Consider the following 12,016-nt stretch of genomic DNA (forward strand, 5'->3'; position numbering starts at 1 on the left):
GCGCCAGATTTAATTAAGCAGCCTGCAGGTTGTCTGCAGACATCTTGCCGGACTTGCGGTCCTTGACGAGCTCGAAGCTGATCTTCTGGCCGTCATTGAGGCCACGCATACCAGCGCGCTCAACAGCAGAAACGTGTACGAAAACGTCCTGGCTGCCGTCGTCCGGCTGGATGAAGCCGAAGCCCTTTGTGGAATTAAACCATTTTACTGTGCCAGCTTTCCGCGGCAGTTCATCGAGCCGGTCTTCGTCGGTGTAAAAGCGGGAAAAGTGCTGCCCGATGATCTCTTTTGGCTCATAGCCCTTGATGCGCTGGGCGCCTGCATTCCAGCTCGCGACGTTGCCGTCGGGATCTAGCATGTAGATCGCATAGTCTGTGACCCCTTGGATCAGCAAACGGAACTGTTCCTCACTCCGCTTCAGGACCTCCTCGGCAGCTTTCCTCTCCGACAGGTCGCGGGTGATCTTGGCAAAGCCCAGCAGTTGACCGTGCTGATCACGGATCGCGTCGATGACCACATGCGCCCAAAAACGCTCACCATTCTTTCGGACGCGCCAACCCTCGGCCTCGAATCGACCTTCCGCTTCGGCTGTCGACAGAGCCTTGGCGGGAATTGCGGCGACAAGGTCTTCCGGCGTGTAAAAGCGAGAGAAATGCTCTCCCAGGATCTCCGACTCGGTGTAGCCCTTGAAGCGTTGGGCACCGGCATTCCAGCTCGATATGCGGCCGTCGGTGTCGAGCATGTAAATGGCATAGTCGGTGATGGCGTCTACCAGCAGGCGATATCGGCCCTCCATGGAGGCTGCCTGAAGCGTGGTAACATTGGCGGTCATGTGATTTCCTTCCCCGAAAGATCGTAACCTCTCTTTGCGTACATTTAGACGGCGTGCGCGCCCAGACAAGAACTTCGTCGTGGAAATAACGGATGGAGCTCACCCCAACCACTCAGCAAGCGCCGCTGCGGGAAGTTCGAGCTATACAGCACCTGGATTGTGCGAGGGGACCAGCGGAACGGAAATAGGCCGGAGACGTGTCTCACGGCTTTAAGTTATCTCACTCGACAGCGTAGGGAGGAGACGCCGTCGAGACGGTCGTCCTAGCGGGTTATGGTCAACGAAGCGTAGATGCCGGTTTGGGTGCTTTGGGCAGAAGAATTACGTTTTCCAAAGTCGCAATCCGCGTGGTTATCACCCCGGGGCGACCGAAGAGGAAGCCCTGCAACAGATCAGGCGCTTTACCGTTCAACCGCGCGCGTTGTTGTTCGCTCTCGATGCCCTCGACAACCACCGTCAATCCAAGCCTTTTGCCGAGCGCCAAGGCACAGTCGATGAAGACCTCAGCGACCGGATCTTCTCCGAGCGTGGCCACAAAGGTTCGATCAATCTTTACCTTGCTAAACGGGTAGCGCCTGAGGTTGGACACCGACGAATACCCGGTTCCGTAGTCGTCCATGACGAGTTTGACGCCGAGCGACGTCAACGCCTCTAGGCTACTGGCAACGTCAGTGCGATCCACAAGCAGCGATGTTTCCGTGATCTCCAGCTCGAGCCGCTCCGAAGAAAGCCGACTCGTGTTGAGTGCGTCCGTGACATGCTCAAACAGATCGGGCGAAAGTAACTGGCGTGCCGAGACGTTGACGGCGACGAACAGCCTGTTGTTCCAAGAGGCCGCCTGCCGGCAGGCCTCCTCCAGAACCCACTTCCCAATTTCGACGATGCTGCCGCTTTCTTCTGCGGCTTCTATGAAGACGGCTGGGGGCAGGACGCCGTAGGTCGGGTGACGCCAGCGTAGAAGTGCCTCATAGCCTTTCGTCTCTGCCGAGATGGCGTCAACGATCGGCTGATAAAGCAGAAACAGCTCCTTGGCTTTCACTGCCCCCCGCAGCTCTTCTTCAAGCCGCCGGCGCGTCCGCACTTGCTGATCGAGGAAGCGATCAAACGCACATATTCTGCCTTTACCCAAGGATTTTGCGCGATAGAGCGCAGCATCGGCGTTATTTTGCAGCTGTTTGAGGTCGTCTCCATGCTCAGGAAACGTCGCGATCCCGACGCTGACGCCCAGGGCGCCCCCTTTCTCGTTCTTCCCAAACATCGACTTGAACTTTGACATAAAAACCGATGCAGCCTGCTGCGCTTCAAGCGCCTGATATCCGGGCAACATGACAGAGAACTCGTCTCCGCCAATCCTGCCGGAGAACGCCGGCTCGTCAAACGACCCGTTCAGAACCTCGGCTACCTGTTGCAAGACCAGATCGCCGTCCGCGTGCCCGTGGACATCGTTGATTGATTTGAAGCCGTCCAGATCCAGTGTCAGCAACGCCGCGCTTGTGCCGCCAGCGCGGGTCTCAGCGATTGTAGCCTCGGACTGACTGTTGAAGGAACGCCGGTTCAGGAGGCCCGTCAACGGGTCATGCGAGGCAAGATAGGTCAATTGCCGGTTAGTCTCCAGACGCTCGCTGATGTCGCGCAGGCCGAATACCGATGTCTCGCGTCCCCGGTATTCTATGACGCCTTCGACGATCTCGATGGGAAGCGGCCCATCCAGTGACTTCAAAACGCCTTGCGATCTTTGCCGGTCGGTTAGGAAATCGTCGAGAAAGAGGGATTTGAGTTCCGCTACCGGCCTGCCCGTCAGGGCGGCAAACCGCTCGTTGGCATGTACGATTTGCCCGGCCCGCGTCAGCACAACGGCCTCGAAAGTTGCGTTTGCGAGCCCTTTAACATCTGTGAGATGCCGGTCGAAGAATAATGCTGCGACGCCGGTGGCGATCAATAGGCTTGAGACGATGCAGACGCCCACGGCGATGCCGACGCGGTCAAGAAAAGTCAGCGCTTCGGCCGCACCGGCATTCAATGGAGTGACGCTGAGACCGCCCATTGAAACCAGGTGATGGCTGCAGACTGCAGCGACGATCAGCAAGGCGGCGAAAACCAGTCGCCCGCCGGTGATCTCGCGGACAAGGAGCAGCATGGAGCCGACCGCAAACACGCCACCCAATAGCCAAGCGGCAATGACAGTCGTCTGGTCGGCTTCCATGAACACGGATGCGCTGATAGCGCTGAGGCCAATGGCATGCATGGTGGCGATCGCAAGCCCGAGGAGAATGCCGGCGGCTACGGCACCCTGCCGGCCAGGGACGTAGAGAGCGGTAAATGCGGCCAGACAAGAAATCGCCACCGCGACGACAATGGAGAGACCGGTTTCCGTAATCTGATAGGTTACCGGGATATTATACGACAGCATGGCGATGAAGTGGGTTGCCCAGATTGTACCGCCAAGCACCGTCCCCGCGACAGCGAGCCACAGGTTCCGATGCGCCTTGACGCACTGGCGCGCGCGCGACAGCATAAACACGGCCGCCAGATTGCCGGCGGCACACACACAGACTGCAACAAGCAGTAGCGCCCAATTATGCTGCTCGGTGATACAGGAAACCAGTCGGATCATCGCGCCCTCCGACCGGCACCATTTCATGTAAAGTCTGACCCTAGGATTAGAGAAGTCGATCCAATTTTAACCAACCCACAAAAGCGGGCTGATAAACGATACGTCCCAGCGGTAAGCCGGTAACAGACGTGCAGCGAGGAGTAACTTTATGAACTTCGTGCAGATTGGGAAGAAACGCCTTCGACTCAAGATGCCGCATCTTCGTTCAAAAATTTGTTCGGGAGATTTGGCCAAGCTCGAAGATCTCTTCGAAGCATACGGTCTCGCTGTGCTTGCGTTAGACGGCTTCAGGCTATCGCCTGTATTAGACCTCGATTTAATTCAGGAATATGAGAGAACCTGCGCCGAGATTGAGAAAGACGTTGATACGGCAGCACTCGGAGGGAAAGAGCGATGCGTAAATTTCCGGATGGAAACTTGGTCTCGCTGGTAAGTATCCCTATAGGAGCGTTATCCCAAAATCGCAGAGCAGAAAGGAAGAGCGGAACACGCATTGCGCCGACAGGTAGCCTGTCGGCTGGCTTGGTTCGCAGCCGAACTAACGGATGCTGAAAGGGAAGTATTTTGCATTGATCGTGTCATAACTTTCGCTAGCTTGCATTGCTTTGAGGGCAGCGTTTAGTTTTGACAACAGCTCCTTATCGGAGGGACGCACAGCGATGCCCGCCCCGTCCCCAAAATACTCAGCATTTTTCACGTCGTCGCCTTTAAACTGGCAACAGCCGCCTGCTTTGGTGTTTGCCAGCCAGTCATAGACCGCCAATTTGTCCTCCAGAATGATGTCGACTTTCCCCTCGGAAAGGGTTTTGTAAAGGTCCGGCGATGCGTGGACTACCGTCGTTTCGACACCACTATAATATCTCTTAGTAAAAGCTTCCTGTTTTCCAGTTGGCTGACGGGCAGTTGCACCGCATCGTCTGCTACTGCCACTTTGGTACAACGGTAAGTGCAGCAGAGACCGCCCGCTATATTCGTGCGAAGCATATGGACAAGCCCAAGGGTATTTGGGGCCGGCTTCGCAGGATGTTCACTTGAACAACAGAGGCACTGCTAAAAAAGAAGCGCCGGTGGCTCGCAATGAGGCACCGGGTGAACGGCTATGCTATCAGACACCGGGCATATTTCTTGGGGGGCCCCGTGACAGACACCATGGCAAGTCCCATCAACTGTTCTCATCCGGAGTGAAGTTGGGATAAAACACCCCCCTCCATGCCAACAACCGCATCGCGTCCGCGCCTTCATCGAACATATGTCGCGATACTGGCTGATCCGCCCCTGCTGAAACGCACGTCCTGACTTGTGGAATATAGAGAAAGGTGAGCTCCGAAACGCGCCACCTTTCTTATCTGCTCAATCTCGGTATTCCGGGGCCTGCCGATCGAGCACCCGCCGGATGCTTTCCAGATGCAACCGGGCACTTTCCGGGTCCCCTTCCCGCATCTGCCGCGCCGCCTCGGCGGCGACCTTCGGCAAAACCGGCAGGAGTTTGCGGCCTGAACCCATTGCCTTCAACTGAACTTCGGCAGCCCGTTCAAGATAGTAGAGATCATCCCACGCTTGAGCGATGTTGGGTGCACAAACCATGACGCCATGGTTTCTCATGAACAGGATATCCCTGTCGCCCAGGACTGCCGCGATCCTATCGCCCTCGCTTTCGTCCAGGGCGAGGCCGTTATAATTATCATCCACCTCGACACGACCGTAGAACTTGAGCGCCGTCTGTCCTGCCCAGACGAGCGGTTCGCCTTCCACCATGCTGAGCGCGGTGGCGTTCGGCATATGGGTGTGAAATGCAGCCCCCACTCGCGGGGCCATCTTGTGCAGTCGCGCATGGATGTAAAAGGCGGTCGCCTCCGGAACGCCATCACCGTCAATCACATTGCCCTCGAAATCACAAATCAGCAGCGACGAGGCGGTCGCCTCTTGAAAGGCCCAGCCGAGGCGGTTGACAATGAAGAGGTCGGGATGACCGGGCACGACGGCCGAGAAATGATTGCAGATCCCCTCTTCAAGGCCAAGACGGGCCGCCATGCGAAGGCAAGCGGCGAGATCGCGTCGTGCCTGCCAGATCTCTTTGCTTTCCAGCTGAAGATTGTGCCGAAGTGTGTGGTTCGTCTTCGAAGCATTCAATTCATGCGCCATGCTTTTCTCCTTATTGCTCCATCCATCCCGCTGCGGCAAGGATGGCAGGCACCTTGTCGAGCGTCGGGACGATTTCATTCGGGCGGTAGTCAGCGAGTGGTTTGCGGCCCGTGCCGCGATCGACCCAAACGGCACGAAAGCCAAGGTGCCGCGCCGCAGCAAGATCGAGATGCGGACTGGCACAGATATGCACCAGGTCGTCCATATCGATTGCGAGATTTTTCCAGGCATGGTGGAAGATTTGGTTGGAAGGCTTGTAGGCACCAGCCTGTTCGGCAGTGATGACGCGGTCGATAAAACCGCCAAGCTGGGCAACATTGCCGGCAATGATCGCGTCGTCGGTGTTCGAAATGATCGCAAGGCGGAAGCCCGCTGCCTTCAACCTTTCCAGCGTTGCTACGACTTCCGGAAACGGCGGCATCTTGCCGATGGAGGATGTGAGGATTTCGGCATCCGCAAGCTCGAACGCCAGGCCGAATTCAACCATGGCCCGTTCCAGGGCAAGGGCACTGACGTCGGCAAAAGTTCGGTGAGGGCGCTCTTCTTCCAGCGCATGTTCATGGCGGTCGTAGACTGCGATGAAGGCCTTCTGATCGATATTGCCACCTTTTGCGGATAGTATCCTGTCCATTGCCGCAAGCAGCCCCTCATCCCATTGGATCAGGGTTCCGTAGCAATCGAAAGTCAGCCAGGCGGGCTTGGGACCGGCAAGCGTCATGTCTCGTCTCCTTCGTTTTCCGCACATTGACAAAACCGGATGTCAGTGAGAAATTAAATCTCCCCATGTTCTTCATTAAGAAAACAAATGAGCTTTGGCTTCGATCTCGATCTCCTTAGGACGTTTGCCGCAGTGGTCGATTGCAGCGGCTTCACCAAGGCGGCCGAACGCGTGCACCTCACGCAATCGACGGTGAGCCAACAGATCAAGAAGCTGGAGGCCAATTTAGGCACCTCGCTGTTGCGGCGGGATAAATCGACCGGAACTGTCGCGACGACCGAAGGCGGTGAACTGTTGCTGAGCTATGCCCGGAGAATACTAGCGACGGCCGAGGAAGCTGCCGAGGTAATGCGCAAACCACTCGCGCCGCGGACCGTTCGGCTTGGCGTGCCGGAGGATTTTGCCGGGCGGCGCCTGATCGACCTGCTGTCGGGATTTTCGGCCGCATCGCCTCATATCAGGCTCGACACGGTAAGCGGCTGGAGCACCGAGCTTCGCCGTCTGCTGGATACGGGCGAGATCGATCTCGCACTGATCAAGCGCGAGCCGGGAGACGGGGCTTGTCTCGCGAGTTGGAAGGAAGACCTGATTTGGGTGGAAAGCGCCACCCGGTCGGTCGAAACGGATCCGGTCCCACTCGCGGTGTTTCCCGTCGGATGTATCTACCGGAATCGCGCCATCCGTGCGATCGAGCGCAGTGGTCGTCGTTGGCGCATTGCCTATACCAGCCAGGGTCTGATGGGGGTGCAGGCAGCGGTCGCTTCCGGTCTGGGGATCAGTCTGTTGCCGACCGATGCGGTGCTTTCCGAACACCGACAGCTCGGGCCAAGAGATGGCTTTTATGATGAGCCCGCGTCCGAGATGGCACTGGTCAAAGGTCGGGCAAGTTTGTCCAACGAAGCAAAGTTTCTCGGCGGTTTTTTGGCGGATAACCTGGGTTAGCGGTGTCCAATTGCTGCTGCTGGGTTCTCAACTAAGGAGTCCGCACAAGCTGCGAACGTGCAAAATGCCTTCCTCGACACGCTCAATTCACCCGGGAGTCTGAGCGCCGATGTGCTCCGCGTCGCGACTGGCTCTGAAGCGTCAGGCAGGTTGAATTCCCATCGATCCGCCGCCATCCATTGGGGCCGATGAGCCGTTTGTGCGAATACCGGATCGAATGCAGCGGACCGCCGAGCGTCTGCTGCCAGAAATCCAGAAATTTTCTCATCTCACGAAACTCGGGCGCCAGATCATAGTCCTGCCAGACGTAGGTAGTCCTTCCGGCCCGTCGACGCGGTTGTAGACCTGTCCTGGGGGATAATAAAAAGCAGCAGGTTGCGCGAGCGACATACGTACCTTCTCGACAGATGTTGATACTCTCTGGTTCAAGGATTGCATCGTCGCCCATGCTTGTTGTTCCAACTTACAGGCGGCCGCCGGCGGCTGAAGACGTGCGCCGTAAGTGCGGGTGGCGTAATCGCGAACGCCGTGAAGGGAGTCGAACCGTCGACCCGTCATCTCGACGGCGCGCGCGATTGCAAGGGCTCGAACATTACGACTGTTTTGCATTTTTAACGGAAAGGCTTAGCGATATTGTCGGTGTTTTAACTGTGCTTGCTCGCCAACAAACTGAATAAGAGCTCGTAGCCTTGGAAGGCGTCGGAGATCCTTGTGATATCCTAGCCAGGTATCCCTACCAGGAGGCGCCTCGGACACTTCGATACGTTTCAAGCCGTCCATCGAGTCCCCCAGCGGTCTCGGAAGAACCGCCATCCCTGCACCACCCGCGCATAACCTTGCCTGCACATCGCGATTGTTGCTTCGCATCGAAACGGTCGCATTGGGGAACCGGCCCTTGAGCCAACCTACGTCTGGCATGCTTCCAAATGCCTCGTCCATAATGATCATACTGAAACCCGCTCCGGTACCGGGCGAAGGATCGTCTGATCCTTTGGCGACATACAGGCCATAGGGAATATGCAGCAGCTTGCGTGAGATGACCTCCGGCTCCGTGAAGGGCCTGATGCGGAAGACCAGATCAGCTTCGCGACGCGCCAGGTTTAAAAGCCTGGCGTCCGTAAGAATCTCGATGACCACATGGGAATGAACACGCCTGAAGTCGGCAAGGATGGGAGCGAGAACATGGACGCCGAACCAGTCAGAGCAAGATATCCGCAAGGTTCCGGACAACGTGTTCTCGGTAGCCGCAAGTTGACGCTGAAGTGCGATCGCCTCCTCCTCCATTCTTTCGGCGTGCACCATCACGACGGTGCCCTCGTCTGTGAGGACAAACCCGTCCGGTGTGCGCTGAAACAGCGAGTGGCCGACCGCGGCCTCGAGAGTCTTTAGTCGTCTCCCCATCGTCGGCTGCGTCAGGCCTAACTTTCTCGCGGCCGCTCCCAGCGTTCCTTCCCTCGCGATCGCGAGAAAAAGACGGATGTCGCTCCATTCCAACATGACTGGCCCATTCAAAAACGCATGATCAGCATTCAATCTATATGATGTCCATTCAGAACGTTCCAGAGCAAAGTGCCCACATCAACTCAACTGGAAGGGATCAATCCTATGAGCGCGATGAAAGCATTAGTTCTTGACAATCACGGTACCGAATTCCGCGTCGCGCAGATCGCACGCCCGGCTGCGGCTGAAGGCCAGGTGCTCGTTCGGGTCAAGGCGAGCGGTGTAAATCCGCTGGACACGAAAATCCGCGCTGGTGCAGCCGCTCATGCCCGACATCCTCTTCCCGCAATCCTTGGTATTGACCTTGCTGGGGTCGTCGAAGAAGTCGGCGCAGGCGTGACCGGCTTTCGCCGCGGAGATGAAGTCTACGGCATGACAGGCGGTGTGGGCGGCGTTCAAGGTTCGCTGGCAGAATTTGCGGCCGTCGATGCACGGTTGCTGGCTATTAAACCATCACACCTTTCCATGCGTGAAGCGGCCGCTCTACCGCTCATCTTCATCACGGCGTGGGAAGGCCTCGTGGACCGCGTCGGCATCCGGGCTGGCCAGAAGTTGCTCGTCCTCGGCGGCGGTGGCGGCGTCGGACACGTAGCAGTTCAGATCGGCAAATCTATTGGGGCCGATGTCTATGCAGTCGATGGAGCCCGCAAGGCTGGCTACATCAAGAGCCTCAATGCGACGCCGATCGACTACGCCACGGAAACCGTCGAAGAATACGTCGCCAAATACACACAAGGACAAGGATTCGACGTTGTCTACGACACGATTGGCGGCGCTGGCCTGGACACCGCGTTCAAGGCAGTCGCCCGCTTCGGGCATGTGGTTAGCTGCCTCGGCTGGGGCTCGCACGCCCTCGCCCCGCTGTCATTCAAGGCCGCGACATATTCCGGAGTGTTCACACTGCTACCGCTGCTCACTGGCGAAGGTCGTCAGCATCACGGAGACATCATGCGGGAAGCAACGCGCCTTGCGGAAAAGGGCCAGTTGATGCCGCGGCTCGACGGTCGGTCATTCACACTGGAGAATGTGATGGCGGCTCACGAGTTGATTGAAGGTGGCAAGGTTGACGGAAAGCTCGTCGTAGACATCGCGTAATGGCTAGGGTCCCGCGTCTTCATGTGCGGGACCCGTCTGAACCTATCGTGTTCACGCCGAGACGCGAGGATGTCGGCGAGCAGGACAGACGCCCGATTTGTCTCGCTTGAAAATTTCCATTGATATAAGCGGCCGGGATTTCGGTCGACTAAGCTCGCAATCAGCGCACGAACTCCGGTGAAAGGAAAATACGATGAAGGACCTCACGCACTGTGTCGTTACTCCCAACGTAAAAACCGAAGGCTTCGCACCACTCGGGGTTGGAGTGCACCGAGCGTCGACGATTGTCTTCCCTACCGCGGAGGACTACGCCGACCGCGGAAAACGCGGACCTGACGGCTACAGCTACGGTCTTTACGGGACACCGACCACCAGAACACTCGAGGCAAAACTGACAGCTCTCGAGAAGGGCGCCAGAACATTCCTAGTGCCCTCGGGGCAGGCGGCCAACGCGATCGCAATGCTTCCATTTCTCACGGCGGGCGACCGTGTCCTTATAGCCGATTCCGTTTATCCCCCGGTTCGCGAGTTCGCCAATACGGACCTCGTGCGCTTCGGCATCGAAGTTGCTTACTATGATCCCCTCGACCCTTCTGATCTCGAAGCCAAAATCAACGCCAGAACCAAGATCGTCTGGTGCGAATCTCCAGGGTCGGCGACAATGGAAGTCCAGGACCTACCCCTTGTAGCGGACATAGCTCATCGGCACGGGGCGCTGGTTGGCTGCGACAACACCTGGGCGACACCTCTCAACTACAGGCCCCTGACGCTTGGAGCAGACATCGTCACAGAGGGCCTGACCAAGTACATCTCGGGGCATTCCGACGTACTGCTGGGATCGTTGACGGTCCGTGATGAGAAACTAACGGCTCCAATACGATCGACTCTCGGCCGAATGGGTATTTCAGTGTCTCCGGACGACGCCTCGCTGGTCCTGAGAGGATTCGAAACGCTGGGCGTCCGCATGAGACATGCAAGTCAAGGCGCGCTTCAGTTGATCGAAAGAATACAGGCAGCGGATATCGTGGAACGCGTTATCCATCCAGCATTGCCGACCGATCCCGGACACTCTATTTGGAAGAGGGACTTTCATGGGGCATCAGGTGTATTTGGCGTCGTTTTCAAACGAGGCCTGTCCGATCGAGTCTCGCCTGCTCTCAATGTGCTCAAGACATTTGCGATAGGAGCATCTTGGGGCGGAACACGCAGTCTCGTTGCGCCCTTGCCCGTCAAAGCCTACCGGACGGTGCGAAGGTGGGACGCAGATGATCTCGTCTTGCGCATAAGTGTTGGTCTGAAGATCATCAGGACCTTGTCGATGATGTCGAAGCACTTCTCGCCGAGATTTCCAGACGATGACAGCACGCCACCTGTGTCTCGCGCCGGCAGGAATCGGACCATGCCGCTTCTCAGCACGCGTCCGAAGAACGGCACGAAAGGCTGGACGTCCGAGCACGCGGCTTGAGAGTCCATTGCGTTCCGATGCCATATGGTCTGCCGGGCCGGGTTTCGCAATCCACATCGAAGTCTTCGTTGCCCACGATGGCCTCAAGGCGTCCTCCGTGCGCGCCTAGGCGTGGACGGTGTCCTTCTCCCAGGTGCGGGGTCTCCCTACACGCCGCCTGGGCTGACCCTCGATGTACCGCCAGCGTTCATGAAGCTTTTGATTTGACCGCATCCATCACGCGCGTGGAATATACGAGTCCTGCTCCAGCGTTGACGCCAATCGCCGTCCCGAGCGCCTCGGCGATCTCGTCACGCGTGGCGCCCGCCTTTAGCGCGGCCTCGGTGTGGACCACGATGCAGCCATCGCAGCGCAACGAGACCGCGGCCGCTAGAGCGATCAGTTCGTTGACCTTGGTACCCAACAGATTGGTTTTACGCGCCGCTCCGCCGATCGCCTGATAACCCCTGATCACATCCGGACTCAATACGGCTATTTCGGCTACTCCCGCAAGCACCTGCTGGTGATAAGCATTCCAATCGATCATAGACATCACATATCCTCACGATTTTAAGAGTTTAGACGCAGTAAGAAACAAGGCGCGCTCCACGTACTCAAGCAACCGCAAGACATCACCGCTGTACTGCCTCTGTGCTTAGCTCGAATCTTGTCGGTCGATCGTCAGGCAGCCTCTGGTATCGCCTTGGTGCCAGAGCCAACCTCCTCCGA

General features: G+C 57.5%; 10 protein-coding genes and 2 pseudogenes. 4 read left to right on the forward strand and 8 right to left on the reverse strand.

Annotation, left to right across the window (positions count from 1 at the left end):
- Nucleotides 1-13 precede the first annotated feature (13 nt).
- Both ACP7BS_RS24100 and ACP7BS_RS24105 read right to left on the reverse strand, forming a co-directional pair.
- On the reverse strand, nt 14-832 hold the full coding sequence (locus ACP7BS_RS24100; RefSeq protein ID WP_426240117.1) for a PAS domain-containing protein: 819 nt from the start codon (nt 830-832) through the stop codon (nt 14-16).
- A 277-nt stretch (nt 833-1,109) separates the two neighbouring features.
- Entirely contained in the window at nt 1,110-3,446 is a 2,337-nt protein-coding gene (locus tag ACP7BS_RS24105; RefSeq protein WP_426240118.1) for a bifunctional diguanylate cyclase/phosphodiesterase, read from the reverse strand.
- Nucleotides 3,447-3,594: 148 nt separating this feature from the next.
- On the opposite strand from ACP7BS_RS24105, the gene ACP7BS_RS24110 reads away from it, so the two are divergent.
- Complete coding sequence (locus tag ACP7BS_RS24110; protein ID WP_426240119.1) at nt 3,595-3,879, forward strand: hypothetical protein; 285 nt, start codon at nt 3,595-3,597, stop codon at nt 3,877-3,879.
- Between the two features lie 105 nt (nt 3,880-3,984).
- Here ACP7BS_RS24110 and ACP7BS_RS24115 read toward each other — a convergent pair whose 3' ends face one another.
- The 3 genes from ACP7BS_RS24115 to ACP7BS_RS24125 all read right to left on the reverse strand — a co-directional run bounded on the left by ACP7BS_RS24115 (nt 3,985) and on the right by ACP7BS_RS24125 (nt 6,306).
- On the reverse strand, nt 3,985-4,386 hold the full coding sequence (locus ACP7BS_RS24115; RefSeq protein ID WP_426240120.1) for a transporter substrate-binding domain-containing protein: 402 nt from the start codon (nt 4,384-4,386) through the stop codon (nt 3,985-3,987).
- A 410-nt stretch (nt 4,387-4,796) separates the two neighbouring features.
- Complete coding sequence (locus ACP7BS_RS24120; RefSeq protein ID WP_426240121.1) at nt 4,797-5,588, reverse strand: aldolase; 792 nt, start codon at nt 5,586-5,588, stop codon at nt 4,797-4,799.
- Between the two features lie 10 nt (nt 5,589-5,598).
- On the reverse strand, nt 5,599-6,306 hold the full coding sequence (locus ACP7BS_RS24125; protein ID WP_426240122.1) for a haloacid dehalogenase type II: 708 nt from the start codon (nt 6,304-6,306) through the stop codon (nt 5,599-5,601).
- Between the two features lie 87 nt (nt 6,307-6,393).
- On the opposite strand from ACP7BS_RS24125, the gene ACP7BS_RS24130 reads away from it, so the two are divergent.
- Nucleotides 6,394-7,248, forward strand: a complete 855-nt coding sequence (locus ACP7BS_RS24130) for a LysR substrate-binding domain-containing protein (protein WP_426240123.1) — start codon at nt 6,394-6,396, stop codon at nt 7,246-7,248.
- A gap of 157 nt (nt 7,249-7,405) precedes the next feature.
- On the opposite strand, the pseudogene ACP7BS_RS24135 reads toward ACP7BS_RS24130, so the two are convergent.
- Both ACP7BS_RS24135 and ACP7BS_RS24140 read right to left on the reverse strand, forming a co-directional pair.
- Nucleotides 7,406-7,561: pseudogene (locus ACP7BS_RS24135) on the reverse strand (aspartate-semialdehyde dehydrogenase); the annotation flags it as partial.
- Between the two features lie 311 nt (nt 7,562-7,872).
- Nucleotides 7,873-8,742 carry a LysR family transcriptional regulator gene (locus ACP7BS_RS24140; RefSeq protein ID WP_426240182.1) on the reverse strand — a complete coding sequence of 290 codons (870 nt, stop codon included), beginning with the start codon at nt 8,740-8,742 and terminating at the stop codon, nt 7,873-7,875.
- A 111-nt stretch (nt 8,743-8,853) separates the two neighbouring features.
- Here ACP7BS_RS24140 and ACP7BS_RS24145 point away from each other — a divergent pair, with 111 nt between their 5' ends.
- Both ACP7BS_RS24145 and ACP7BS_RS24150 read left to right on the forward strand, forming a co-directional pair.
- Nucleotides 8,854-9,843, forward strand: coding sequence for a zinc-dependent alcohol dehydrogenase family protein (locus tag ACP7BS_RS24145; RefSeq protein ID WP_426240124.1), 990 nt, complete (start codon nt 8,854-8,856; stop codon nt 9,841-9,843).
- Between the two features lie 193 nt (nt 9,844-10,036).
- A pseudogene (locus tag ACP7BS_RS24150) lies at nt 10,037-11,202 on the forward strand (trans-sulfuration enzyme family protein).
- Nucleotides 11,203-11,495: 293 nt separating this feature from the next.
- Here ACP7BS_RS24150 and ACP7BS_RS24155 read toward each other — a convergent pair.
- Entirely contained in the window at nt 11,496-11,840 is a 345-nt protein-coding gene (locus ACP7BS_RS24155) for a carboxymuconolactone decarboxylase family protein (RefSeq protein WP_426240125.1), read from the reverse strand.
- Nucleotides 11,841-12,016 lie beyond the last annotated feature (176 nt).

This window comes from Pararhizobium sp. DWP1-1-3, assembly GCF_049896125.1.
Classification (GTDB): domain Bacteria; phylum Pseudomonadota; class Alphaproteobacteria; order Rhizobiales; family Rhizobiaceae; genus Pararhizobium.